Raw genomic sequence first — 26970 nt, 5'->3', positions numbered from 1 at the left:
ACTGATAACTGATAACTGATAACTGACTCGATTCTGGCTGCTATAGTAGAAAAGCACCCATTGCTGACGATATCTGAGGTAGATTGCCGTGACTATTGCTTTAGACCAACTGCTTACCCCCGACATTTTTCGACCGGCGCGTTATTTGGGCAACGAGTTAGGTGCTAAACATAAAGAATGGGCAAGTGCTGTGGTTCGTTGGGTGTTAACCTATCCGGAAGTGTACGAAGTGGGGGCATCTAACCTCGGCCATATTATCCTCTACAATATCCTCAATGCTCAACCCCGCCAACTTTGCGATCGCACTTATCTACCCGCACCGGATTTAGCCCAAAAACTCAAACAGACAAAAACCCCCCTATTTGCCCTAGAATCCCGTCGTTGCCTCACCGATTTTGATATTCTGGGTTTTAGTCTCAGTTACGAGCTAGGAGCCACCAATATTTTAGAAATGCTCGACCTAGCGGCAATTCCCTTGACTTGGAGAGCAAGAGACTCGGGTAACTATCCGCTAATTTTTGCTGGGGGACAAACTGCCACCTCTAACCCCGAACCCTACGCCGACTTTTTTGATTTTATCGCCCTCGGTGATGGCGAAGAATTATTGCCAGAAATCGGTTTAATTTTAGAAGAAGGTAAACTAGCTAATCTAAGCAAAGAAGAACTATTACTAGATTTAGCCCAAATTCCGGGGGTATATGTCCCCCGTTTCTACGATGTCACCCCAATCGGTGCAGTTATCCCCAATCGTGACGATGTACCGCAAAGAATTTTACGCCGGGTAGCCACTCCTATCCCAGCCTATTCTATCGGTTTAGTTCCCTTCGTGGAAACGGTTCACGATCGCCTGGTGGTGGAAATTCGTCGCGGTTGCACTCGGGGATGTCGTTTTTGTCAACCGGGGATGTTAACCCGTCCCGCGCGGGATGTGCAACCGGAAGCAGTCATCGAATCGATTGAAAAAGGAATGCGAGCGACAGGATATAACGAATTTTCCTTATTATCTCTCAGTTGCTCCGATTATCTAGCTTTACCTGCCGTGGGTATGGAGATTAAAAACCGTCTCCAGAATGAGAATATATCTCTATCCTTACCCAGTCAAAGAGTCGATCGCTTTGACGAAAATATTGCTAACATAATTGGGGGCAATCGTCAATCGGGTTTAACCTTTGCACCGGAAGCGGGAACCCAACGAATGCGCGATGTAATTAACAAAGGGTTAACCAACGAAGAATTACTCAGAGGGATAAAAACTGCCGTCGAACAGGGTTGGGATAAGGTCAAACTCTATTTTATGATCGGTTTGCCGGGGGAAACCGATGTGGATGTCATCGGTATCGTGGAAACGGTGCGCTGGTTGCGTCGGGAATGTCGTTTACCGAAGCGGAAACCCCTCGATTTTACCCTAACTATCTCGAATTTTACGCCTAAACCCCATACCCCCTTCCAGTGGCATTCCGTCTCCACGGCCGAATTTATCCGCAAACAGGAGTTATTAAAACAGGAATTCCAGGGTATGAGAGGGGTAAAAGTCAATTATACCGATGTCCGCATCTCGGCCATGGAAGATTTTATCGGTCGCGGTGACAGAAGTTTAGGGAAAGTGGTGCTGCGTGCTTGGCAATTGGGAGCGGGGATGGATGCTTGGTGGGATAATACAGAAAAAGCCTATCAAGCATGGTCACAGGCGATCGAAGAATCCGGTTTAACTTGGAAATATCGTCAGGTAGAACAGGGAGAATGGAATATTTTTGCCGATACAGACAAAGATATTTTAGAGCGTCCTTTGCCCTGGGATCATCTGGATACCGGTATCGATAAAAAATGGCTAGAGGAGGACTTAAAACGCGCCCTAGACGCGGCAACGGTTCCCGATTGTTCTTTTGAGGGTTGTTCCCATTGTGGCGTTTGTAGCGTCGATTTTGGCCATAATATCGTCATTGAAGCGCCTGCGATTCCCGCTTTTGCCGGACATTTTCAACCCAATCAAGAACGCGCCCAAAGAATTCGGGTTTGGTTTGGCAAAATTGGCGAAATGGCCCTAGTTAGCCACTTGGATCTGGTGCGTTTATTTGATCGCGTCGTCCGTCGGGCTGCTATTCCTATTTCCTTTACTGGTGGATTTCACCCCGGTCCGCGCATTTCGATCGCTAATGCTTTATCCTTGGGAGCAACCAGTAGCGGTGAGATTGTCGATTTTGAATTGACAAAAGTAATCGATTTAGAGACTTTTAAACAACAGTTAAGCGCGCAATTACCCGCAGATTTGCCGGTTTATCAGGTGGAAGAAATTCCCTTAAATGCTCCTGCTGCCACCCGTTTGTTAGAAAAAGCCGAGTATTTGCTCACTTTTAATAGCGAGGGAATTGACTGCCAACAGTGGCAAAATTGGCTCGAGGCAATTAAGCAAGCAACGGTGATGGAACGGGAAAAAACCACCAAATCCGGCAAAAAAGTCACGATTAATCTGCGAGAACAATTATATGAATTAGAGTTAAAAACTGTTGACAAAGAAGCCGTTTTGTGCTATGTGGGCAGTTGTCGCAATGATGGCACTTTACTGCAGCCCGATCATATCGTCGAGATGTTAGAACGGGTTTCTGGCCAAGAAATTTCGCTGCTTAATTTTCACCGTCAGCGCTTGATTTTAGGGACTTAACTAGGGTTTGCGGCAAAAAGTTGCCTGTCCTCATTCCTCTAAACTTATCCCAAGGCATCGAAGATTTTAAACATGGGCAAGTACATAGACAAAAGAATAGTTCCCACCATCCCGGCAATACCGACCATCATCAAGGGTTCAATGATACTGGTTAAAGCTTTAACGGCCTGCTCCACCTCATCTTCGTAGAAATCCGCCACTTTCATCATCATGGCATCTAATTCTCCCGTTTCCTCCCCAATACTAATCATTTGAATTGCCAAAGCTGGGAAAACATTGGCTTTTTGTAGAGCCAAACTCATCATTCCCCCCTGCTGAATTTCCGCCTTGGCACCAGAGATCGCATTGGCAATTACCTGATTCCCCACCGTATTACAAACGATATCAAGGGAACTCAAAATCGGGACACCAGAACGGGTCAGAGTCCCAAAAACCCGGCAAAATCTAGCCACAGCTGATTTTTCATTCAAATCACCAAAAAGAGGCATTTTAAGGAAAAACCGGTCAATTTGCAGACGACCCATCGGGGTTTTGTAATAGCGACGCAGTAAAAAAACCGTGGCAGTAATGGTGACAATCGGAATTAAAATCAACCAACTACGCATCACACCACTTAAAAAGAGCATAAATTGCGTTAAAGCTGGTAGTGGCACGTTTAAATCGGTGAAAATTTTGGCAAACACGGGAATTAAAAAGATGGTCATCCCGAAAAACACAATTATCGCCAAAATTCCCACCGCTACCGGATAGGTCATCGCTGATTTAATCTGGTTTTTCAAGCGGGCCATATCTTCCAAAAGTTTCGAGAGACGGTTCAGCACTTCATCAAGTACCCCCCCCGTCTCTCCAGCTTCGATCATACTGATATAAAGTTCATCAAAACATTCGGGATGTTTGGCCATCGCTTCCGATAACGGACTGCCTTGCTGTACCTCAGCACTAATCGCTTGTAGGGCTTTTTTCATCTTGGGATTACCGCATTGATCCCCCAAAACTCCCAAACATCTCACAATCGCCACACCAGCATTAATCATCACCGAAAATTGACGGGAAAAAACCGCTTTATCTTTGATGGAAATGCTGGAGAACATCAACTCTAAACTGGAAAGATCGATCTCTCCCCCCAGTTTTTTGATTTTACCGACGGCAGCATATTTTGTCTTCAGTATCCTCCGGGCCTGCTCGGGAGACATGGCCTCAATTTTCTCTTGGAAAACTTTTCCATATCTGTTTTTAACTTGTGCGACAAAAGTAGGCATAGGACAAATCAGTTATCAGTTATCAGTTATCAGTTATCAGTTATCAGTTATCAGTTATCAGTTATCAGTTATCAGTTATCAGATTGGAGTTTTAAGTGGGTAGATAGTGTTAAGTGAAAACTTCGGTACTTTCTTTTCACTGATTACTGTTCACTGATAACTGATAGGGGCTGACGAACGCTTAAAGGTTACTATTTGTTATTAAATCCGGGCTTTAGCGTTAACGCTGGCCCCAGCGACCAGACGTTGTAATTCATCGGGTTTACCACTTTTAGAAATTGCCTCTTCCAAAGAGACAACACCCCTAACAACTAAATTAGCTAATCCCTGTTCCATGGTTTGCATTCCTAACTTCATTCCCGTTTGAATGGCTGAGTAGATTTGGGGGGCTTTTCCTTCGCGAATTAGGTTGGCAATCGCTGGAGTTACCACCATGATTTCCTGTACCATTGCCCGGCCAAATTCCCCCGGTTTAGGATTTTTTTTCTTGACTAGGTTTTGACTAAAAACTGCTAGTAAAGAGTTGGATAACATGGCGCGAATTTGTGCCTGTTGGTTAGCGGGGAAAACGTCAATAATCCGATCCACTGTTCCCGCTGCCGAGCTAGTGTGTAGGGTTCCCAAGACTAAGTGACCGGTTTCTGCCGCCGTGATCGCCAAACTAATTGTTTCTAAATCCCGCATTTCTCCCACAAGGATAATATCAGGATCTTCCCGCAAAGCTGCCCTTAAAGCGTTAGCAAAACTCTTGGTATCTTCTCCTTTTTGTCGTTGGTGAAACAGGCTTTTTATATTAGGAAAAACGTATTCAATTGGGTCTTCTACAGTTAAAATATGTTCAGATCTGGTTCTATTAATTAAGTCTAAAATTGCCGCTAAAGTGGTAGTTTTACCTGAACCTGTTTGCCCAGTTACGAGAATTAATCCCCTCGGTCTTTCCGATAATTCTCGGACTATTGCTGGTAAATTTAATTGTTCAAAGTTAGGAATTTTAGAGGACAAAGCCCTTAAACAAGCGGCATAAGCCCCCCTTTCTTTATAAACATTGACCCTAAATCTTGCCAATCCCTTCACCCCGTAGGAACAGTCTAATTCCCAATTCTGCTCTAACTCTTTTCTTTGGGTATTATTGAGCATACTAAAAATCAATTTCTGACAATCTTGCGGGGTTAAAGATTCTTCATTAATCGGGGACAGTTTGCCACTAATACGAAAATAGACCGGCGCCCCGGACTGAATGTGCATATCGGAACCGCCCATCTCGACCAATTGTTCCATTAAATCTTCGATCATTAATTCCATAGGTTAAACCCCATCTATAAGGTAAAATCAGTGAACAGTAACCAGTGAACAGACATTAGGAAAGTGCTATTTAAGACTACTCACTTAATACTCCTTAGTTAAAACTCAAATCTGATCACTGATAACCGATAACCGATAACTGAAAAACTGTCTTAATCACTAAATCGCGGTGTCATACAATAGGGACAATCGAGCCATTCTGGTTGTAGTTCGGCGCGACAACCACGACAGATTAAACCGCTTTTACGTTTGGCTTTTAGTTCCGATTCCAGACCAGAATCGGTAAATGTCACCCGTTCCACCTCTTCGAGGGTGGTGTAACCCTCGCGCACCAGATTTAAACTATAGGCGAGGAGTGTCACCATGCCCTCGTCGACGGCCGCCTCCTTAATGCGATCGGTGGTTGCCCCTTGGTTAATTAACTGCTGCAGTCGTTCACTATTCTGCATTACCTCATAGACCCCGACGCGACCTTTATAACCGCTGCCGCTACATTTGGGACAAAGATTACCCTGTTTTCGCGCCTGTTGAATTTCCTCTAGGGTCAGGGTATTAGCCTTATAAAAGGTCACTTCCCGTTCATTGGCCGCGGCAAGACCGAAACGGGCCAATTCCCCTTGACCGGGGTGATAGGCGACTCGGCACTCAGTACAGACGCGGCGCACGAGACGCTGGGCCAAGACTCCCAAGAGGGAACCAGAAATCATAAACGGTTCAACCCCCATCTCGTCGAGACGAGCGATCGCACCTGCGGCATCGTTGGTGTGTAGGGTAGTTAGGACCAAGTGACCGGTTAGGGCGGCCTCGATCGCTGTTTTAGCCGTTTCCTTATCCCTAGTTTCTCCCACCAGAATCACATCCGGATCTTGTCGCAGGAAGGCCCGGAGAATCGAGGCGAAATCCATGCCCTTTTCCCGAATTACCTGCACCTGGGTGATACCCGGTAGAGAATATTCGATCGGGTCCTCGGCGGTATTAATATTAACTCCGGGGTAATTTCTTTCCGCTAAGACCGAGTATAAAGTGGTGGATTTCCCCGAACCGGTCGGGCCTGTCACCAGCAACAGACCAAAGGGACGACTAGCCATATCTCGGACGATTTGCAGGGTTTTTTGATCGGTGATTAGTTTATCTAAACCCAACTGGGTGGCCGAGTTGTCGAGAATCCGTAAACAGACTTTTTCCCCGTAGCGACTGGGCAGGGTATTAACCCGAAAATCCACTTTCCGCCCTTGATAGATCCGCCGAATTTTACCATCTTGGGGAAGACGACGTTCGGCGATATCGAGATCGGCCATGATTTTAAAACGGGCAGTGACCGCCGGGGTAATTTTTTTCGGCAGTGGATCAAAAGCTTGATGAAGAACTCCATCTTTGCGAAAGCGAATTTTCAGGAATTCTTCTTGGGGTTCGATGTGAATATCCGAGGACCCTTCCTGTAGGGCCTTAGCTAGAATTTTATTGACCAGGTTGATGACGGGGGCCTGATTAGCCTCCCCTTCCCCGAGATCATCGGCCGCTTCATCGTTAGCCGCACTGGAGGCCACCTCAATATTGCCGACAATATCGGTCAGATCCGAGAGTTTTTCCAGTTCTTTTTCTTTTTGCAGTCGGGCTTTTTCCTGGTCTAGTTCCGATTGGGCCCGATGGAATTTTTCCAGTAATCTTTCATAATCTTCGCCGGTAATCACCAAACGCTGTAAACCTAAATCCCTGGGGCGGAGAATGCGGTTAATATCGTCGGAAGCATCGAGGTTGTCGGGATCGACCATGGCTATCAAAATCGCAGCCGGCTCCCCTTCGATCTTTCGCAGGGGGATGAGACGATAGCGACGACAAAGATCGATCGGAATCAAAGAGTCGATCAATCGCGCTATTTCCATTTCATCCACATCGGTTAATTCGGGGTCGATCGATTCGACTCCGTAGAGAATTTTTAATTCAAATAACTGATTTTTCTTATACTGTCGCTGCAAATCTGGGGGCAAAGGGCGCCCGGTTAGTTGTTGTAATATTTCTACTAGCGATCGTCCCGATTTCCGTGTTTCCACTAGGGCCTGTTGCATTTGGTCGGCACCGATATAGCCCGACTGCACCAACTTGTTGCCAAAGGGGGAAAAGTAATTGCGTAGGGCAACGGCACGGGTTTTCTTGGCAGAAAATGTCATAGACGATTCTTAACCTCTCCACTACCCTTAAATGTTCCCAATCTTACTGATAAAATTTTATTCTAGCAAAAATTTTTCTAGATCACTGATTATCTATCGGGGTCGCTTATATCCAGTTACCCATCTTGTCCACAAAATGTTACATTAAAGCTTGAACCTTGATTATTAACTGGTACTTAAAGACCAAAATTAGCAGTAAATGGTCATATATCGCCAAATTACCAACTATAATTGTATACCATGAGTGCAGAACCGAATAACTCAACAATTTTCGACGAAAACCAAGAATCCTTTCCTAATTCCCCCGAATCCCTTAGCACCGAATCAGAAGCCAGTGTCACCGATGAAGCCAAAACGGTAACGGACAAGTCCGCCTCTAGCGAGGAATTTTCCCTCCTAGGCGGAATGACTATCGATGCTCTAGAAGAGGAAATCGACACTCTCAAACAGCAGTTAGAGGAGCAAACCCAACAGGTTGATGCCTACAAGAAACGCTATATCACTCTAGCGGCCGAGTTCGACAATTTTCGCAAGCGCACAGCCAAGGAAAAAGAGGAACTGGAAACAAAAATCAAGGGCAAAACCCTGATGGAAATTCTTGGCGTGGTGGATAATTTTGAGCGCGCCCGTACTCACATTAAACCGGCTAATGATGGCGAAACGGCTATTCACAGGAGTTACCAAGGGGTCTGTAAAACCTTAGTAGAGAGTCTCAAGCGTTTAGGCGTTTCCCCCATGCGTCCGGAAGGTCAACCCTTTGATCCCACCCACCACGAAGCGATGATGCGGGAGTACACCGATGAATATCCGGAAGGCACGGTGATCGAGCAGTTAGTGCGAGGATACACTCTCGGAGAACAGGTCCTGCGTCATGCTTTGGTAAAAGTGGCCGCCCCCAAAGAGACAGATCCTAACGCTGATCAGTCAGAATCTACTTCCATTCCATCCCAGGAATCGGTCTAAAATCTCCATGGGGATTAAACCAGTTCGAGGTTTAGGTATTAGCTGGTAGGGTCTGTATTCCCTCCCTGTCCCCTATCCCCACTGACTTGAAAGTGGGAAGTGGGAAGTGGGAAGTGGGGAGAAGGTTTTTAGATTTATTCAGCAAACCCTCTGGATCTTTTAATTAAAAACGCTTCTATACCCAAGGCTTTTGCCCCTTGGTAGTCCTCTTTTTTACTATCGCCAATATGCCAAGCTTGTGCGGGAGGACAATCATGTTTTTGCAGGGCGATTTGAAAAATTTCAGGAGCGGGTTTAGCTGCTCCTACCTGAGAAGAAATCGTGATCGATCGAAAAAAATATTCTAAGCCTAATTCGGCCAAAACTTGGTAGATACGACTATCAAAATTAGAAATAATGCCCAACTCGATCCCCTGAATCTGCCAGAGTCTTAAAGCAGGAATGACATCCTCGTACAGCCCCCAAGGCTCGGCCGTGGCAAAATGACGGTAAAGTTCGCCAAAAAAAGCCTCAAAATCGGGAAATCTTTCCAGATAACCTAAATCATTAAAAACTGCTCCAGTCAGCGATCGCCACCAGCGATACTCTAACTCAGGAATTTGTGCCGGTTCAACCTTAGGAAAAGCCAGGGGGGGAGAAGTGGGGAAAATAGCCGAGAAAGATTGTTCTAGTCTCTCGGCCGCCACTTCTACCCCAAAATCCGCCGCTATTTGACTATAAATTGCTCCGACACTGCCTTTTACTCCAAAAATGGTCCCCACAGCATCGAGAAAAATAACTTGCGGTTTCTGCATGAGAGTTTTGTCTATAACCATCGAACTGAGGTTTTTAGGGTCGGCCTTTTAGCTGGCCTAACACACCTAACAATTGCTCATTTTAAAGGATTATGGCCGAAATTCTCGGATCGCTTCCCAAACCCTTAATGCCTCTGCCACCGTCCATGCTTGGGCAAAAGCTCCCCTAGGGGTAAAAGGGGCATTACCATCGAAAATTTCACTTAAATTACCGATACAGCTATCCCGAAGATGGTCGATCATCGGTGTTAAAAAACTCTCAGCTAGGATAGGATCGCGATAGACTTTCAGATGGGCTTCGATAAATGCCCCTAATAACCATCCCCAGACTGTCCCCTGATGGTAAGCACTATCTCTTTTTAGGCGATCGCCACTGTAAACGCCACGGTAATCGGGATGATCGGTAGTTAGCGATCGCAAACCGCGAGAAGTCAACAGTTTGACAGTACAAATATCGACAATGGCCTTTTTCTGTGGGAAATTTAATAACTCCTCCACCGACAAGGACACGGCAAAAAGTTGATTCGGTCGTAAACTGGCATCATTGCCCTTGTCCGTATCTAAAACATCGTAACAATACCCCAGAGAATCATCCCAGAAGCGAGAAAACCCTTTTAAGGTCATTTTTCTCATTTTTTCGTAATCAGTGGCATCCATGCCCAAATAATGGGCAAATTGAACCATAATTTTTAGGGCATTGAACCAAAGGGCATTAATTTCTACGGGTTTGCCGATGCGGGGAGTAATCACCAGATCATCAACTTTGGCATCCATCCAAGTTAACTGTACTCCCGTTTCGCCGGCATAGATCAAACCATCGTCATCTAGGTGAATATTGTAGCGAGTACCGCGACGAAACCAAGCGATCACTTCCTTTAAAGCGGGATAAATAGTTTTCAGAAACTCAAAATCTTGGCTTTGGTTAAAATAGGAACGAATGGCTTCAAAATACCAAAGAATAGCATCGACAGCGTTATATTCGGGCATTTCTCCCCCATCGGGCAGTAAATTGGGCAATAAACCCCGGTCTAGATAACGGGAAAAAGTTAGTAAAATCTGACGCGCGATCGCAGGTCTGCCTGTAGTCAAAGTTAATCCTCTTAGGGAGATCATCGTATCGCGACCCCAATCACCAAACCAAGGATAACCCGCGATTATCGTTTTGCCCTCCGGTTGATCCCGGAGAGGACGACTAACGATAAACTGGTCGGCAGCGAGGGTAAGTTGTTGAATCCATGGTGGCTGCTGGGGATTAATCAGACTATTCTCGTAGCGATAGCGAGACTCTAGAGAAGATTGACCGTCTAAATTCGGATCGGGACGGGTACTAGCGGCAATTGTCACCGATTCTCCCACTTTAAGAGTAGCCGAAAAACTAGCACCATGGAGATGATTTTCCCGATCGATTAAACCACGATAACGTTCCACGGCCAAATCAAAGCGATAATACCAGATATGAGCAGGAAAAACCTGTCCCTGACTGATTAATAGATAAAAAGGTACAGCATGGTCATAGGCAATCACTCTGACTCCTTTTTCCAGAGGACTAATATCCATTTGCCAGTTAAAACTCTGGGTATTGCCGTGAAAATCACGATAATTGACAAAAGCAGTCAGATTGAGAGTTAGGGGAGAATTGCCACGAAGGTAGGTGTAGCGAGCATAGGTGGTATTTTCTCCCTGTTCCATCCAGATACGCTTTTCTAGCAAGGCATCCCCGCAGGTAAAAGTCCAGACGGGAATTGTGCCTTCCAGATGAAAACTTTCGATATTAATATAGCCTTGCGGTTCGATCGTAGCACCTAACCAGCGATTGCTGGCCAGATGATAAAGTTTCTGGTTATATTGTACCGATTCATCGATTTTAGTCACTAGCAGCGTTCTTTTCGTCGGTGGAGCCAAAGCAGCGATCAACAGGCCATGATAACAGCGAGTTAGCAATCCGGCCACAGTTCCCGCAGCAAAACCCCCAATACCATTAGTGACTAACCATTCCCGCTTTTCAGCCACCAGCAGACAATTACAGATATCCCGACCGAAACGGAGCTTGACCATGAGCTTCCCAATTCCTAGTAATTTTGTTATAATCAAAAATTGTGTCTTTATATCTATAGAGTAACTCTATCTTAAGGAGGAAAATCGGCAGTGAGTAAACGTACTTTAGAAGGAACCACGCGCAAACAGAAGCGCACTTCTGGATTTAGAGCGAGAATGCGTAGCGTCAACGGACGTAAAGTCATTAAAGCTCGTCGGAAAAGAGGGCGCTATCGTTTAAGTGTTTAGGTTATTCTGGGAACCGACTAATTTTCGTGGGACTACCCCAAATTCATCGCTTAAAACATCGACAGGATTTTCAAGCTGTCTATGGAAAAGGGAGGCGTTATCACGGTTCCCACTTAACCTTAATTAGTTTAGAGGATTCTTGCCCAGATGCCCCCGGCCCCAGTCGTTTTGGTATCTCGATTAGCAAGAAAGTTAGTAAAAAAGCGGTGGTTCGTAATCGACTAAAAAGACAAATACGAGCGGTAATTCGGCAGTTATTGCCAGAAATAGCAGCAGGATGGCGAGGGATAATCATTATCCGTCTAGGGGCGATCGAGTGCAATTATGAACATTTTTTGCGAGAATTAAAGCAGTTGTTAGTGAAGGCGAATATAATTCATGGGCATTAAAGAAGAAACTTTTTATGAAGGCGGTCCGCACATCGGCGACCTAATCATCAATATACTGCTAGGATTTACGGTGATTTGTTTACCTTTGACCGTTGGGGCAGTGGTACGGGCAATCTGGTTAAGATATAAGATAACCGATCGGCGGATTTCGATCACCGGGGGTTGGATGGGACGCGATCGCACGGATATTATCTATTCAGAAGTGGCAAAAGTGGCAAAAATGCCGAGAGGAATTGGTATTTGGGGGGATATTGTCGTAACTCTCAAGGATAGAAGTCGTTTAGAAATGCGCGCGATGCCGAAATTTCGGGAAATTCATGACTATATTGCCGAAAGAGTCGCCGATAAAACCGGTCGTCCCCTAGAATCGATCATCAGTCAATAAAACAAAATAATCGATCGCCTCGATTCGATAAATTAGATTTGTTACAGTGCCACCCCATTAAACGAGAAGACATAGATTAAACCCATGGATTTTGGAGTCGGATTTATTTCCACAAATATCATGTTGCCAATCCTAGATTTTTTCTTTCGGATTGTGCATAGTTACGGTTTCGCCATCATTGCTTTAACGCTGGTGGTGAGATTTGCCGTCTTTCCCCTCAGTGCCGGCCAGATTCGCAATATGAGAAAAATGCGAATCACTCAACCCTTGATGAAGGAAAGACAGGCAGAAATTCAACAACGCTACAAAAATGACCCGCAAAAACAACAGGAGGAAATGGGCAAATTAATGCAGGAGTTGGGCAATCCCCTGGCCGGTTGTTTACCCCTGCTATTACAAATGCCGATTCTTTTGGCTTTATTTGCGACGCTGCGGGGTTCCCCCTTCTCGGATATTAACTATACCGTCGATTTACAGGTGCTGCCGGCTGAACAAATCGCCCTCGTGCAGCGCCAACCCTATGCCACCAAACCCCAAAACGTCTATATTGACGAGTCTCTCCACTATCCCATTACCGCCTTTTTACCCCAAGGCAATAAAATCGCCCCGGGAGAACAGGTAAAAATCGACTTGCAAAACGACCAGGGCAAGTCTTTAAGCCAATTAGCCACGGAAGTACCGGAAAATAACCTAAAACCCACCTACGAGGTGCTTAAAGGGCAAGAACTGGTGCAGGTTAATGAAGACGGTTCCATCGTCGCTTTAGCCCCCGGAGATGCCAGTATTAAAGTTATCGTGCCGGGGATTGCCGCTAATACGGGTTTTCTCTTTATTGAGGCCCTGGGAAGAATTGGGGCAACCGGTGCCAATGGTGAAATTCACTGGGATATCTTGGCGATGGTGATCGCTTTCGGTATTAGTATCTATGTTAACCAAGAGTTATCCGGTGCCGGCGCACCTTCGGGGGGAGCAGCCCAACAACAGCAAACGGTGAATAAAATCACCCCGATAATTTTTAGTATGATGTTCCTGTTTTTCCCCTTACCGGCGGGGGTATTGATGTATATCCTAACTGCGAACATCTTCCAAACTATTCAAACGGTGATTTTGATGCGGGAACCTTTACCGGAAAACCTGCAAAAATTGGTAGCGGAACAGGAAAAAACGGAAAAATCCCGCGATGCTCTCCCCTTTGAAAAACGTTCTAGCAAGAAAAAGGAAAAAACATCGTAATGAGTATATGGGAGCAAAATAGCGAGAACGCTAAACAATGGCTGGAAAAACTGCTAAAGTTGATGGCCATGACCGCAGATGTCCAGATTGGAGTGCAGGAATTGGGAACTGGACCTTCCTCCTGTTGGTTAATTATTGATAGTAGTCAATTGAGTCCCCAACAAGTGGAACTCCTCCTCGCTAATAAGGGTGAGGGACTGGATGCGATTCAATCCCTAGCTAATACGATTCTGAATATTGGTGTCGAGTTGGCAGAACATCAGTTCTATATTGTCGAAATCAATGGCTATCGTCAACAAAGACAGTCAGAACTTTTCGACTGGGTGAATCAAGCGGCGACGCAAGTGCGGCAAACAGGACAGGAAATAGAATTAAAAGCCCTATCTTCGGCGGAACGTCGCCAAATCCATGCCTTTTTTCAGGAAGAAAACGATTTAACCACGGAAAGTCGCGGCGTGGAACCCGATCGCCGGTTAGTAATTCGTTTAAAGTAGGATCAAAGGGTGGGGTAAAACCTGCCCTCTTTTTTATTTTAGGCTTTAGCCTTCTTGCTCACTCTAAAATTGAGTTGAGAATTACCACAGCCAGGGAGATATAAAATTAGAAAATCCGACCACCTCGACGGTTGGGGGCTAAACCACGATTACTGGGTGTAAAGCAGTAGGCATCGCGATTGATTCGTCGAATATTCTCTTGTAAAAATCGATCACAATTGCCCTCTGGAACGATAATTGTTTGATAGAGCGATTTTCCCGATAGATTACTATAGTAAGGAATCCAAAGAATACCCAGATTTTGAAATTCATATTTGAAGTGTAGTTCTTCCCCGCGTTTCTTTGCTTCGTATTCGGTCTTCCAAGCTGACTCGGCAATTACTCGCAGACCTTCAAAATCGGCACTGTGCCAGTCAAGACGTGGAGCAGCGAAAACCTCACCGAAAAATGTACTCGAAAATGCCATGCACATCATCAATAAAGTGATTTCTTGTCTGATATTCATGAAAAATTGATAACTGAAATATTTTTTATTTTAACCTCAGTTCAAGATAAGCCGAAACCCTAATTTTACCTTAGCCAGTCAGTCCTATTCTTTCCTGAAAGTCATGGCAAAATCTGCTGGGTGCATCTCATGTTTGTAAATCTACCAAGTTGGGATTTTTACGGGGAAACTCCTCGATAAAATTGGGCGTTACTTGCGATTTTATCACTCAATCCCAGCTTTTGGGGGGTTCTACCCCCCAAACCCCCCGTTGGGGGCGTGGCGCCGCCCCCAAACCCCCCGCGCATTAGCTTTTCGGTGGGATGCTTACAGGCAGCTGCTGATACATTTGTCATCATCTAAGAGTCACTGATAATTGCTGATTATCGGTATTTCTGCAAATGTGAGATGCACCCAATCTGCTTAACCGAAACTGACGTTATTTTAGCCAGATATCTCCTTTCTCTTCTGTCTTTTCGCCTGTTTTTGCTCTCAAAGCTCTGGCAGCCAAAATTTTGTCATCGATTGACGTTGTTAATAGTGGGATTAACTCCCCATTCAACTTTAAAAACACCCCACACCCACGCAAAACTTTTTGCCGCAAACCCTAGTTAATAACTTAACTTCAGGGCATTTACAGGTACATCATCCCAAGATTCTACGGTTCTTAAAACTGCCACCCATCCCGCTTGTTTTTGTTCGTCCGTAAGACTGGTTAACCAACTTTGATGACAATCTTTTGCCGCTTGTTCGTCTTGACAGGCAATACAAGCTTGTACTAAACCGCAGGGGTCAATCTGTTCATTTACCCAAATAATCATAGTTAATAGCCCTACTTAACTTTGTTATTATACTCCATCGAGCGCCCACAGAGAAACTTTTGATATTGATAACCCGTTACATAATTGGAGGATAACTCTGAGAGTTGACAGTCCGATAGATCTATTGCAGAATGGAAATTAATTAGCCATAATTCAAAAGGGGGAGAAGATGACAGATTAAAATTTGGCTTTTGTTCTGAGTTAACTAAGAGAAACTTAGGGTTTTTATCGGGAAATCTTTGGTTAAATTCCCAAGCAATTCCCATCATTTCTCCCACCTGCACCAAACTCCTATAGCTAGTGGCAATTACTAACGGATAACGGCTATTATTTTCGATAGTGGTAACTAATTTATCTGGGCGATAATACTTACGATAGCCTAAATTAAAAGTAACACTTAGGGAACTAACTAAAGCCATGATAATTACAATAATTACTATTCTTTTCCGCTGCCTATGCCAACAATTATCTAATAAAATTGCTAGAATTAAAATTACCGAGGGAAAGTAAACAAAACTATATCTAGCTCCCCGGGTAATATCGATCGCAAGCAGATAGGTGATGACAAAGAAAATAGCAATTGAACTGAGGAAAAATGCCGAGAGAATGCCTAATTCTGGTTTATAGCAGTCTAGCCATGCTGTTTTTAATTGTGGGATAATCCAGAGAAAAAAACCGATCATTATTGCCCCAGAAATCAAGATAATTATTAAAGATTCTGATTCGACTGGGAGCAGGGAAAGCATAGTAATTAATGTTCCCAGCAATTGAAAAAAGGGGCTGATTACTGCCAAAAAACTATCATTCTCTCTCTGAATCCAACCGGTCATCTGATTGCCATAATCTTTGGGGACAACCGTGATAAACCAAATAATAATAAAGCTCAAGTTACCTAAAAAAACTAAACTTAAACGCCACCAATTAGTTATCCAAAAGTTTTTTTGTTTGATTTGATTGAATAAAATCCATAATAAAGTTATCGCTTCCGCTAGGATAGTTAAACTAAAAAAATAGTGAACTAATAACCCTAGACAGTTGACAATTAACCAGAAAAAACCCAAAGTATAGGATATTCTCTGACGGTGAACAATTTTGCCGCTTGCCCTCAGAAAACAGCCTAAAGATATGAGGACAAATACAACCGCTAGAGTATAATGGCGTGCTTCTTGGGAGATAAAAACTCCGTAGGGAGAAACCGCCATTAAAATCGCCGACAGAAAAGCGATCGAGCCAGATTTAAAGACCAATTTACTGATAAAATAAATTAGAGGAATCGAAATAACTCCCCAAAATACTGCCAGCGATCGCATTCCTTCTAAAGATACATATTCTCCCCGATCAAAGAATAATTTATTCCAGAGATAGGCGAAAATAAAATATAAAGGTGGATGATTGTCCTCCTGAATAACTAATTTAATTACATCGGCAATAGTTGCCTGATGGTTGCTCTGGAGAGGTGCTAATAAAGTGTCTAGGGAAATTATTTGATTTAACGGCACTATCTGGTAATTATTGCCAATACTAAAAACCATAGTGGCAAATTCATCCGTCCAGGGAGGTTTGCTCGTTAATTGTGTTAACCTAATAACCAGTCCCAAAATTATTACTAATCCTAACCAACAAAAATCAGACCAAGCTAACCGCTCCTTGCCTTTTTGTTGTAGATTAGAAATGACTGTAGATAAATTCAATTTAATTGTTATCTCCAAAAGATTCGATTATTTTAACCGCTTCCGATGGGGAAATATCTTGACGGCAATTAGGATAATCATAATCCTCCCGGGCAATTAATGCCCCACTGAGACGATAAAAATATTCTCCCATTTTCATCCAATCGGAATACAAATCGGGTTCGGGGAATTGTTGCCTTAATTCCGAGTCTTTGGGTGTACCATAATTAAGCCAGTATCCTTCTCCAAATAGTGGGGAATTGAGCGCTAGGGTTCCCTCTAATTCTAAACCATCATCGCCCCTGGCGTTTTCGATTCCTTCCACCAAAAAACAGCTATTCTCGGCATTTTCAAAGAGTACTGCGTATCCTTTCCCCTCTTCTGCGAGGATTTTAATCTCGCTGGCCTGAAATCCGGGGGGGATATAGTTAGGTAAAATAATCTTAGCATCTAGCGATCGCAGTTGTTGCCGTTGACTTTCGCTCAAAGTTACCGTTTCTGCTCTCAAATATTGCCCATTGTCAATAATAACAATAGATAATCCTAAAACTAAGGGCCAGGGAAATTTTATGGTCATAATCGCGGTTTTTAAGGTCATATTCTCGAGAATATCTGAGTTTTTAGGGAATTTACCGATTATTTATCCAGATTGACGACGAATATTGCTTTTTTACTGTTCCCGATTCCCTATTTACCGAAAAAAATCAAGCATCAGCTAAAAAAATTCTCAGTTATGATTAATCGGTGGAGTTTCCAGACAAGACTTTTCTCTCTGTCTGAACATCTATTCCCTCAATGGGCAGGTTCAGAAGGCTGTTTTTTCCGCTCGTGTCTCGTCAATTTGGGTTTAAAACCCCGTCGTGCTACACTGAAATTTATATCCGTCGTTTTAACCGAAAAAATCTGGGGGCCATTAAAATCATTTTTATTTGGGCAAGTTTCTTGTCTAGACAGAATTTTAGCCTTGAGATAATATTAGGCAGAAGTCCACTTATTCGTTAATATACAATTTTCGTTGCTCCAGGGCCAATTGCCGGAATTCCCCTTCCCCAAATTCTCCCTCTCTGGGACGGCGCTCTTCCTCGGACTCAATTAAATAGATATAATCACAATCAACCCCTTCTAAATTGGTATTTTCGGCGATTTTCCAGGCTTCGATACAAGCGCCCGTCAGGGTGGCTGCCTGTAAATTGGCTCTCATCACGTTACTATGGGCTAAATTAGCCCCTTCTAGATTAGCGTAGGCTAAATTTGCCTCGCTGAAATTTGCCCTAGTCAGGTTGGCATTTTTGAAGTTATACCCGTAAAGATTCAGTCCGCGAAAATTATAGCCAATATAAGCTTTATTTTCCCCTTGACCAGTCACCAGAAGATTTCTCATCGCAACTTCGGACAGAATTGTCTTTTCCCAACGCGCTCGCTCGATGCCCGATACCAGATAAAATCGAGTTCTAGTTAAATCTTTTGCCCTTAAATCAGTGGCTTTTAACTGCGCTCCCGTGAAATCCGCTTCTTGGAGATTTGCCCCGCAAAAATTTGTACCCTTACTGGCTAAAAAAGCAATGGCCATGGATTTCGCAAGCGTTTCTCTCGATTCTTCTAGGGATAACCAGGCCAGATAAGCGGTGAATAAAGTACCACAAACCCCAAAAATCAAAGCTATAGAAAAAGTTACATTCATCACAGCTATTCCTGCTAATGCCCCTTGAAAAGCTAATATAATTACTGTCAATAAAGTTAAAGTTAAGCTGATGACAATTGCTAGGGTAAAACTTATTGCTTGGCCAGAAATCAAGGATAAAACTAAGGGCAATCCCCCAACTCGCTGACGATAAAATATTCCGTAAATTAGAGATAAAATCGTGATTATACCCGCACCAATGATTTTAAATCCGGTTACATCTGTCACCAGCATTAAAGCTAGATAATAACCAGCTAATCCCCACACAAAGGCGCAGATAGCCGCTATTAACCAAGAAATTAAAATTAATTGTAGCTGACCGCGCCTTAGTAATCCTGCCCTAGCCTCGGTAAATTTAGTTTTCTCTAAAATAGCCCCTTGAAAATTAGTGCCACGGAGGTCAGCTTTACTAAAATTAGCCCCCGATAAATTCTTTCCTTGAAAACACTGTCCTTTTAATTTTACTCCTGTAAAATTGCGTTTGCCCTTGGCATATAAATCCAGTACCTCACTTGCTTTCATAAGACCTCTTGCAGAAATCAAAAATCGTTTTTAGGGTTAGGAGTCAGTAGCCAGTAGTCAGTAGTCAGGAGAATTAAGAATGAATAATAATCAGTTAAATGGTCTATTGACAGATTTTATGTTATTTAATCCTTATTTTGGCTATTTTTGAACCATGAAAAATTAATTATGCAGGAGGTTTATAGAAATTACGGAGATCTGTTTTTTGCTTGATTGATTAACTTAATTGATAACAACTATTATCTTTTTAAAATTGGCTTTGGTTATTTTTTGGCAATTTATACTAAATTGGTTTTTATACTAAATCCGTTGAGTATAGGCTAAATATCATCAGGATAGGCAAGGGGCAAGAGGAGGAATAGATAATCAGTCTTTAATAACCGGATTTAGTATAATACAGATTTAACTGGACAGATCCCTGGGGATGGGGGACTTTTTTAGGGGTAATCCACGGCAAAAACAGCCTCTAAAACTGATTATTGACCCGGACTTGGTGTTTCTATCGGGGACTCTGGGGAAAGGGGAGTCGATTCAACTATTGGCGCCGGGGCCGGAGGTTGGAGAATATTGCGCCAGCCTTGCATTTGGGAGCGAGCCGAACTGTAAGCGGTACTTTCCGGGGATACGGATTCAGCCAGGCCAATAGCTTCCAGATAACGGCCATTATTAGCCAGGTCCGTGGCTAAAGACAAAAGCTGATAACTCCAACGTTCCAGCAATTCAGTCCGTTGCACACCCGCATCGGTTTTAGTGGAAATATTGGTAACTAAAGCAATCGCCCGGGTTAAACCTTCTGGGGTTCCCGTCGCCGCTAATTGATTAGCCTGCTGGAGATTTTGACGGGCCCGCAACTCTCGGCGCCAAAGACGGATATTTTGGGACGCTTCCGAGGAAAGCGCGCGACCGGGGGGAATTTGATTGGCAGTTTCGATCGCTGTGCTATAGTCTTTGAGATTGGCCAAAGCTTGGGCCTGATCTAAAATGGGTTGATCCTCCATGCGTTCAATCCGCCCTTGCCAGCCGCCAATTTCCCGTTGAGCATCTCGGTATAGGGCCCGATTCTTGCCAATGGCCCGGGCCTGAATAATAGCGTTACTGAGGGAATTAATATCGCCGGGGATAGAGATTTCCCTGGCCCGTTCTAAAATCGGCCGGTCTTCAATCACTTGTATTTGACGATTCCAAGAGCCAATTTCCTGCTGTGCTTGCCACCAGAGGGGATTATCCCGGGGAACCTCGCCCGCTTTTGCGATAGCGGCGCTATACTGTTCGACCGTCCCAGCTTGTGCTAAATCCCTAGCCTCGGACAGTATTCTTAGATCCTGTACCTGTAACTGCCAGCGCTCCCTCATGCCTAGGGCCATTTGATGGAGGGGTCGAGAAGGGTCGATTTGTTCTAGTCCCAGTATGCCAGCTTCCAATCCGTCCACCGTGCCGGCTTCCGCATCTAAGGCCGCTTCAGACAAGACGGACCAATCGGTGACATCTTCTTTAATTTTGAGGTCTTTGGGGGTTTGGTTAGCCAAATCCCGGAGAGCTTGCCATTGCTTGCGCTTAATTAATCTTTCGGCGTATTCTTTTAGTTTATCCTCGGTTTTCCCGATTAATTTTTGTGCCTCCTGATAGGCATAACTGCTGGCTTGAATTTTTCTAGCTTCTTCGATGACTTTCAACCAATTGTCGAGACCGCCCCGGGCAAAGAGATTAAAGGCATTATCTAATTTACTGCTATCTTCCCGGGCGACGGTAATTTTAGCGAGCGCTTCATTATATTTAACCGTTGCCCAATATTCGTTATTTAAGTTCAATAAATCCACTGCCAGACGGAAAGATTGATTCCAGTTGGAAGCGCGGAGATTTTCCTCTAGTTTGCTTAAGATCTCGTTGCCTTCCGTCCAAGTTCCTTGCCACTTAGCGATTCTTTCTTCAATAATTGCCGCTACTGCCATATTATTGGGGATTTGACGAGCTTTAGTGATCGCTTGCTCTAAATTTCCCGCTTGATAGTCTTTTTCCGCCAAATTCAGGATATCTCGCGCCCATTCTTCCACCTGTTGATTAACCTGCGAGCGCAAGGGATGGTCTTCGGGTAAAGCTTCCACCAGGGCAATTGCCTCGAGTAAACCTGCCACGGTGCGACTATCGGCGGAAAGTTGAGCGCAGTAGAGACGCAGGGAGGCAGAAGCGATAGGCCAGAAGATTTTCGGGCAATTGGGCGACTTCTGCATATTGAATAACTGCCAAGTGGCGAGAAAGCCAACACCGCCAAAGACCACCACAAATAAAGCCGCCCAAACTTTCCAAGTGAAACGATGCTGGTATCGGTACCAAAGGAGAAAAAGAAAAGACTTAGTTTTTTCTGGCCAACGAGTCAGGGAGTCAATCGATTCTCGTTTGACTAGATTTTCGGTTAATTCTTTTCCTTTAGACATTCACTACTCCCCGGCAGATATTTTAGATAGATTTTACCCTAATGGCGCTCATTGCCCAACTTCTCAGCAAGATTCAGCTTGTAGGGACTCGACTAATTCGATTAATTGTCTCTCGTCGGCGCTATATACCTCCCGACAAAACTCACAGACGGCTTCCGCTTGTTTATCCTTTTCGATAATATCTTTTAATTCATCGACCCCGAGGAATTTTAAAGCTCCTAGGGCCCGTTCAAAAGAACAATCACAATCAAAACGCAGCAGCTGCACAGCCGGAAAAATTTCTAGACCCATATCTCCCAGAAGTTCCTGAAAAATATCTTCTAGACTTTTTCCCGCCCGTAAAAGGGGCGTAAATCCCGTTAATTTTCGCAATCTCGACTCTAAACGAGCCACTAAGACCTCATCCCGGGCCGCTTCTTTAGAGAGAACTTGTAATAAAATTCCCCCGGCTGCCGTCACTCCTGTGGTCGTACCGACAAAAACCCCCACTTGCAAAGCGGAGGGAATTTGTTCCGATTGGTCTAGATAGTAGGCGATATCTTCCCCCACTTCCCCAGAAACTATCTCGACGATGCTTTCTTGAAGTTCATTTCTCTCCTCGCCTTTTTCTTCCCGTAGGACTCGCACATAACCCTTGTTACCCACCGCGCGACCCACATCTAATTTACCCTTAGCATTGGGGAGTAATTCCACCTGGGGATAGTCCACATAACCCCGCACCGTGCCATCGAGTCCGGCATCAACTAAAACACCCCCCAGGGGTCCGTCGCCTTTAATGCGAATATTGACCCTAGAACCTGGTTTTTTTAAACTGGAAGCCAAGAGTAAAGCCGATGCCATCGTGCGGCCGAGAGCGGCGGTGGCTACGTTAGATAATTTATGTCTTTGGCGAGCTTCTTCGGTTAAACGAGTGGTAATCACTCCGACTACTCTAATTCCGCTATCGGCGGCCGTGGCGCGGATTAATTTATCTGCCATACTACTTACTGTTATCCTTGGAAAACGCTGTCCCGATTTTTAGTTATTCTTTAACTAACTTAACAAAAATTATCAGACAACAATATGTTCGGCAATTTTCAACAAAGTCAGCTGCGTATCGAAATCTCGGCCCGTGAACAGGCTATCCGGGATAGTTTGCTCAAAACTGCTCATCTCCGTCAATGGCTGTGGCCGCAAATGCTCTCGCCCAATCTACCCGATAAATTAGAGGAAGGTTTGACTTTTACCTCTTGGTTAGGTTTAATTCCCGTACAACATCAGGTTTTACTGGCCAATGACCAGTGTTTACGCTTGCTTTTGAGTCAAGGTATCGATGGCTATCACGAATGGTATTGGGGCGATGGTTGGTTACAATCGCGGTTAGAAGGCATTTCCCTCCTTCCCCTCAATCTCGGTCAAACTCTCAGTTTATTAAAATTACGACTATTTTTGAGCAATCAAAAGTTAGAAGTGCGGGATTTAGGAGTGGCTAGTAGGTAAATCGCACTTTAAAAACCCAATTATCGATTGTTTCTCCCCGCTGCTCACTCTCCCACACCGGGAGATTGGCCGCACCATGCAAGTCCGAGACTAATGACAGGGTAAGAACGGGGGTCTTCCCCCGACATTTGAGATAAAATCGATCTAGTTAAAAATTTAATTCCGAAACTATGTTCGACGCACTGGCCGACCGCTTAGAAGACGCATGGAAAAAATTACGAGGTCAAGATAAAATCTCCTCGGCCAATATACAAGAAACCCTCAAAGAAGTCCGGCGGGCTTTATTAGAAGCAGATGTTAACCTACAGGTAGTCAAGGGATTTATTGCTGAGGTCGAGAAACAAGCCCTCGGCGCTGAAGTGATTTCCGGAGTCAATCCCGGTCAGCAATTTATCAAAATTGTCTATGATGAATTAGTTAAAATTATGGGGGAAAGCAACGTTCCCCTAGCTCAGGCCGATAAACCCCCCACCGTAATTTTAATGGCCGGGTTGCAAGGGACGGGAAAAACCACCGCCACCGCCAAATTAGCCCTATATCTCCGCAAACAGTCCAAAAGCTGCCTGATGGTGGCCACCGATGTTTACCGTCCGGCGGCCATTGACCAATTAATCACCCTCGGTAAACAGATAAATGTTCCCGTCTTCGAGATGGGTTCTCAGGCTAATCCCGTCGATATCGCCCGTCAAGGTGTGGAAAAAGCCAAAGAATTGGGCGTAGATACCGTTATCATCGACACCGCCGGTCGTTTGCAAATAGATACCCAGATGATGGGCCAACTAGCACAAATCAAGAAAATTGTCAAGCCCGACGACACTTTATTAGTGGTGGATGCGATGACCGGTCAGGAAGCGGCCAGTCTTACCAACACTTTTCACCAACAAATCGGCATCACGGGGGCGATTCTTACCAAACTTGATGGCGATACTCGCGGCGGTGCGGCCCTATCAGTGCGGCAAATATCGGGACAACCGATTAAATTTGTTGGGGTTGGCGAAAAAGTAGAAGCTTTAGAGCCATTTTATCCCGATCGCCTTGCCAGTCGCATCCTCAATATGGGTGATGTCCTGACGCTAGTGGAAAAAGCTCAGGAACAGTTAGACCTAGAAGACGCAGCCAAAATGCAGGCCAAGATTTTAGAGGCTAAGTTTGATTTTAATGACTTCCTCAAACAGATGCGGCTGTTAAAAAATATGGGTTCCCTGGGGGGAGTCCTCAAGTTAATCCCCGGTCTAGGCAAACTGAGCGGGACAGACATCGAAAAGGGCGAAAAAGAGTTAAAACGCACGGAAGCGATGATTAATTCCATGACCACGGAGGAACGCGCTAACCCCGATTTATTGGCTAAGTCTCCTAATCGTCGTCGTCGCATTGCCAAAGGTTCGGGACATCCGGAAACGGAAGTTAACAAACTAATTACTAATTTCACCAGAATGCGATCGATGATGCAACAGATGGGACGGGGACAAATGCCCGCTATGCCGGGGATGCCTGGGATGGGTGGCGGAATGTTTGGGGGTGGCAATCAACCGGGGTTCCGCGGTCAGGGTGGCAGCCCGAAAAAACCGAAGAAAATCAAGAAAAAGAAAGGTTTTGGCGATTTATAGAGGCTAAAAATGTTGAAATCCGGAGCTTAAACTGAGGTTTCTACCATCGGCTAATTTTATCTCTCTCCCGGGGACAATTTGACCGATTATCGCCCCCTCTTCCCCCACTTTCTCCAACAATTCTCTGGCACTGTCCGGGGGCAAAGACAAAACTAACTCAAAGTCTTCACCGCCGTATAAAGCCCATTCTAGAGCTTTTTCGGCTCCTACATATTCTTTCAGGGTTGGATGCAGGGGAATCCTCTCGATTTCGGCACCAACCCCACTACAGCGACAAATTTGCATGATGGCATCTGCTAACCCGTCACTGCTATCCATGCCCGCGATGGGAAATTGCTTGACAATTTTTTGTAAATGTGGTATGCAATCAAGTCTCGGTCGCGGCCGTTGATGGGCTTGGATTAATCGCTTTTTTTGGGCGGAATTTAAATTCCTCCCGGTTTCAGGGTGAAAGAGTAACTCTAATCCGGCCCGCGATAAACCGTGATAACCAGTAATAACGATACTATCGCCAACTTTTGCGTTAAAACGTCTAATTTCTTCATTTTTTGCCACTTGTCCCAGGGCGGTGATACTGATGTTAATTTCCGTGGCCCGACAGACATCGCCCCCAACGATCGCCGTCTGATATACTTGCAGACAAGAGCTAAGACCCCGATAGAGTCCTTCTAGCCAATCGATGGCTAGATTGGGAGTTAAAGCCAATCCTACCGTAATTCCCAGGGGTTCTGCCCCCATAGCCGCTAAATCGGATAAATTAGCCGCCGCCGCTCGCCAGCCCACATCTTCGGGAGAGGTAGTAAGATCGCTAAAGTGGACGTTATTAACTAAAACATCAGTGGTGACAACGAGAGAGTAACCATCCTTGAGGCATAAAATCGCCCCATCATCACCGATAATCTCCGCAGGACAATATTTTTGCAGAATCGGTAGCAATCCCTGTTCACCCAAGTCTTTAACGGTTAAATTCATAATTTCTGGGAATTGAACGATACAGCTTCTAAAAAGTCGGCTCTCTTAGGTGCGGAACAAACCACAGAGACACAAAGGACACAGAGATCGATCACTACTATATAAGTTAAACTGACCACACAAAGAATAAGAGAGCCAAAAACCTTGCATTATCCTTCTTGTCGTACACAAGCTGATACAAAAAAGCAGGGCAACAAGGCCTGAAACTCCTGACTGACTGGAAAATAGAAACTGAAATAACGCAAATTCGTCAATCATACTAAATCCCTTGAGTATAGGCCACATATCAGGAGAGGCACTCCTGCAAGGGGAGTGACTCTTAAATTATTACAGATGCGTCAGCGGCTGCGTGTAAGCATCCCACCGAAAAACTAATGCGCTCCGGGGTTTGGGGGCGGCGCCACGCCCCCAACGGGGGGTTTGGGGGGTAGAACCCCCCAAAAGCTTGGATTGAGTGGTAAAATCGGAAGTGATACGGCCATCCGTTGAGTATAGGCTACATATCAGGAGAGGCACTCATGCCAAACGGAGAATAAATAATCAGTTTTTAATAACCGGATTTAGTACGACCACATGAAAATCGGTAAAACCCCACACCCCACACCCTGCCCCCATGAAAAACTTTTTGCCGCAAACCCTAGTTAAGAGGATTGGCGCTGATTTTTTCGTAGGCGCGATCGATAATTCCCCGACCGCGCAAAAAGCCAGTATTAGCTCCCGGACAAAGATAGGAGAGGGTTTCTGGACTAAAACGGTCTAAAATGGACTCTTGCGATCGCAATTGCCGCAGCCAGTGGAAAGTTTTCGCGGTCTGTAGGGGTTGCGGTTGACCCTTAGTGTCGGGGAGAAGATGACGACCGGTAAATAAAACCCCCCCATGACGGTTCCAGTAGAGACAGGAGGAGCCGGGAGAATGGCCAGGAGTCCAAAAACCGCTACAAGTGGGAGATAACTGGATTTGCTGCTGAAAAACGGTAATTTGACGGTGAGGAAGCAGATAAGCTTCCTGTTCCTGTAGAATAATCTCACAATCAAGTAAACTTTGCAGAGAATCGCTCTGTTTCCCCTGACCCCCGCGATGGGTAAAAAATAGGTAACGGACACCCTTTTCTCGGAGAAAATCTCGCTCGCTCTCCTCACAGCTAGGACAATCCACCAGAATATTGCCGGTATTTTCTACAATAAGATAAGAGGTTCCCCCTAGGGTTTCCCGATTAGGCGAGAAAGCGTATAAACCTTCTAGAATTAATCGAGGGGGTTTTGTGGTTTTGCTAACCTCTAAAGGAGACGATTCGGTTTCCGATCGCATGGTTTGCCTATCCAAATCACAATCAATGCGGTTTATAACTTAGCACGATCGATGACCGGGCGGG

The 26970-nt window shown here is 44.8% G+C and carries 24 protein-coding genes; 10 read left to right on the top strand and 14 right to left on the bottom strand.

What is annotated here, in order from left to right:
* The first annotated feature begins 88 nt into the window (after positions 1-88).
* Entirely contained in the window at positions 89-2659 is a 2571-nt protein-coding gene (locus ACE1AQ_RS20275) for a TIGR03960 family B12-binding radical SAM protein (RefSeq protein WP_008196496.1), read from the top strand.
* A gap of 44 nt (positions 2660-2703) precedes the next feature.
* On the opposite strand, the gene ACE1AQ_RS20270 is transcribed toward ACE1AQ_RS20275, so the two are convergent.
* Positions 2704-3918 (bottom strand): type II secretion system F family protein, encoded by a 1215-nt coding sequence (locus ACE1AQ_RS20270; RefSeq protein ID WP_008196494.1) that lies wholly within the window; start codon positions 3916-3918, stop codon positions 2704-2706.
* On the opposite strand from ACE1AQ_RS20270, the gene ACE1AQ_RS20265 reads away from it, so the two are divergent.
* Positions 3851-4021: a hypothetical protein gene (locus tag ACE1AQ_RS20265; protein ID WP_159036980.1), complete on the top strand. Its 171-nt coding sequence runs from the start codon at positions 3851-3853 to the stop codon at positions 4019-4021. The two genes, ACE1AQ_RS20270 and ACE1AQ_RS20265, sit on opposite strands and share 68 nt — an antisense overlap.
* Before the next feature lie 98 nt (positions 4022-4119).
* On the opposite strand, the gene ACE1AQ_RS20260 is transcribed toward ACE1AQ_RS20265, so the two are convergent.
* Positions 4120-5220, bottom strand: a complete 1101-nt coding sequence (locus ACE1AQ_RS20260; protein ID WP_008196492.1) for a type IV pilus twitching motility protein PilT — start codon at positions 5218-5220, stop codon at positions 4120-4122.
* Between the two features lie 152 nt (positions 5221-5372).
* Entirely contained in the window at positions 5373-7388 is a 2016-nt protein-coding gene (locus ACE1AQ_RS20255; protein WP_110544542.1) for a GspE/PulE family protein, read from the bottom strand.
* Between the two features lie 240 nt (positions 7389-7628).
* Between ACE1AQ_RS20255 and grpE the strand changes: the two genes are divergently transcribed.
* Positions 7629-8351 carry a nucleotide exchange factor GrpE gene (grpE, locus tag ACE1AQ_RS20250; RefSeq protein WP_008196487.1) on the top strand — a complete coding sequence of 241 codons (723 nt, stop codon included), beginning with the start codon at positions 7629-7631 and terminating at the stop codon, positions 8349-8351.
* Positions 8352-8485: 134 nt separating this feature from the next.
* Here the strand turns inward: grpE and ACE1AQ_RS20245 are convergent, their stop codons facing one another.
* Positions 8486-9145, bottom strand: coding sequence for an HAD-IA family hydrolase (locus ACE1AQ_RS20245; protein ID WP_106909550.1), 660 nt, complete (start codon positions 9143-9145; stop codon positions 8486-8488).
* Between the two features lie 90 nt (positions 9146-9235).
* Complete coding sequence (locus ACE1AQ_RS20240; protein ID WP_106909551.1) at positions 9236-11200, bottom strand: amylo-alpha-1,6-glucosidase; 1965 nt, start codon at positions 11198-11200, stop codon at positions 9236-9238.
* Positions 11201-11290: 90 nt separating this feature from the next.
* Between ACE1AQ_RS20240 and rpmH the strand changes: the two genes are divergently transcribed.
* From rpmH to ACE1AQ_RS20215, 5 genes are all read left to right on the top strand, one after another.
* Positions 11291-11428 (top strand): 50S ribosomal protein L34, encoded by a 138-nt coding sequence (rpmH, locus tag ACE1AQ_RS20235; protein ID WP_002739276.1) that lies wholly within the window; start codon positions 11291-11293, stop codon positions 11426-11428.
* Between the two features lie 26 nt (positions 11429-11454).
* The gene (gene rnpA / locus ACE1AQ_RS20230) at positions 11455-11817 is read left to right on the top strand and encodes a ribonuclease P protein component (RefSeq protein ID WP_008196481.1); all 363 of its coding nucleotides are present in this window, start codon (positions 11455-11457) and stop codon (positions 11815-11817) included.
* Entirely contained in the window at positions 11807-12202 is a 396-nt protein-coding gene (locus ACE1AQ_RS20225; RefSeq protein ID WP_002763099.1) for a PH domain-containing protein, read from the top strand. The genes rnpA and ACE1AQ_RS20225 overlap by 11 nt, the downstream gene beginning before the upstream one ends.
* 84 nt (positions 12203-12286) lie before the next feature.
* A complete protein-coding gene (gene yidC, locus ACE1AQ_RS20220) occupies positions 12287-13435 on the top strand; it encodes a membrane protein insertase YidC (protein WP_008196477.1) in 1149 nt (382 codons plus the stop codon).
* Positions 13435-13929, top strand: coding sequence for a R3H domain-containing nucleic acid-binding protein (locus ACE1AQ_RS20215; protein WP_106909553.1), 495 nt, complete (start codon positions 13435-13437; stop codon positions 13927-13929). Before yidC ends, ACE1AQ_RS20215 begins: the two co-directional genes overlap by 1 nt.
* Positions 13930-14035: 106 nt before the next feature.
* Here the strand turns inward: ACE1AQ_RS20215 and ACE1AQ_RS20210 are convergent, their stop codons facing one another.
* The 7 genes from ACE1AQ_RS20210 to hslO all read right to left on the bottom strand — a co-directional run bounded on the left by ACE1AQ_RS20210 (position 14036) and on the right by hslO (position 22517).
* Entirely contained in the window at positions 14036-14434 is a 399-nt protein-coding gene (locus ACE1AQ_RS20210; protein ID WP_008196473.1) for a hypothetical protein, read from the bottom strand.
* A 590-nt stretch (positions 14435-15024) separates the two neighbouring features.
* A complete protein-coding gene (locus ACE1AQ_RS20205; protein ID WP_002739214.1) occupies positions 15025-15234 on the bottom strand; it encodes a hypothetical protein in 210 nt (69 codons plus the stop codon).
* Between the two features lie 11 nt (positions 15235-15245).
* Positions 15246-16925: a glycosyltransferase family 39 protein gene (locus ACE1AQ_RS20200; protein WP_110544544.1), complete on the bottom strand. Its 1680-nt coding sequence runs from the start codon at positions 16923-16925 to the stop codon at positions 15246-15248.
* Between the two features lies 1 nt (position 16926).
* Positions 16927-17502 carry a hypothetical protein gene (locus tag ACE1AQ_RS20195; RefSeq protein WP_008196448.1) on the bottom strand — a complete coding sequence of 192 codons (576 nt, stop codon included), beginning with the start codon at positions 17500-17502 and terminating at the stop codon, positions 16927-16929.
* Positions 17503-17895: 393 nt separating this feature from the next.
* The gene (locus ACE1AQ_RS20190; RefSeq protein ID WP_008196445.1) at positions 17896-19107 is read right to left on the bottom strand and encodes a pentapeptide repeat-containing protein; all 1212 of its coding nucleotides are present in this window, start codon (positions 19105-19107) and stop codon (positions 17896-17898) included.
* 476 nt (positions 19108-19583) lie between these two features.
* Positions 19584-21539 (bottom strand): hypothetical protein, encoded by a 1956-nt coding sequence (locus ACE1AQ_RS20185; RefSeq protein ID WP_008196443.1) that lies wholly within the window; start codon positions 21537-21539, stop codon positions 19584-19586.
* A 63-nt stretch (positions 21540-21602) separates the two neighbouring features.
* Entirely contained in the window at positions 21603-22517 is a 915-nt protein-coding gene (gene hslO / locus ACE1AQ_RS20180; RefSeq protein ID WP_008196441.1) for an Hsp33 family molecular chaperone HslO, read from the bottom strand.
* 84 nt (positions 22518-22601) lie between these two features.
* On the opposite strand from hslO, the gene ACE1AQ_RS20175 reads away from it, so the two are divergent.
* Together ACE1AQ_RS20175 and ffh are read left to right on the top strand one after the other, a co-directional pair.
* The gene (locus tag ACE1AQ_RS20175) at positions 22602-23018 is read left to right on the top strand and encodes a hypothetical protein (protein ID WP_008196440.1); all 417 of its coding nucleotides are present in this window, start codon (positions 22602-22604) and stop codon (positions 23016-23018) included.
* A 170-nt stretch (positions 23019-23188) separates the two neighbouring features.
* Entirely contained in the window at positions 23189-24625 is a 1437-nt protein-coding gene (gene ffh, locus ACE1AQ_RS20170) for a signal recognition particle protein (protein WP_008196438.1), read from the top strand.
* Positions 24626-24628: 3 nt separating this feature from the next.
* Here the strand turns inward: ffh and thiL are convergent, their stop codons facing one another.
* Both thiL and ACE1AQ_RS20160 read right to left on the bottom strand, forming a co-directional pair.
* The gene (thiL, locus tag ACE1AQ_RS20165) at positions 24629-25597 is read right to left on the bottom strand and encodes a thiamine-phosphate kinase (protein ID WP_110544546.1); all 969 of its coding nucleotides are present in this window, start codon (positions 25595-25597) and stop codon (positions 24629-24631) included.
* A 637-nt stretch (positions 25598-26234) separates the two neighbouring features.
* The gene (locus tag ACE1AQ_RS20160; RefSeq protein WP_008196433.1) at positions 26235-26906 is read right to left on the bottom strand and encodes a hypothetical protein; all 672 of its coding nucleotides are present in this window, start codon (positions 26904-26906) and stop codon (positions 26235-26237) included.
* Positions 26907-26970: the final 64 nt, after the last annotated feature.

Source organism: Microcystis sp. BLCC-F209, assembly GCF_041928595.1.
Classification (GTDB): Bacteria; Cyanobacteriota; Cyanobacteriia; order Cyanobacteriales; family Microcystaceae; genus Microcystis.
Note: the sequence above shows the minus strand (reverse complement) of the source record. Positions and strands in the feature narration are given on the sequence as shown.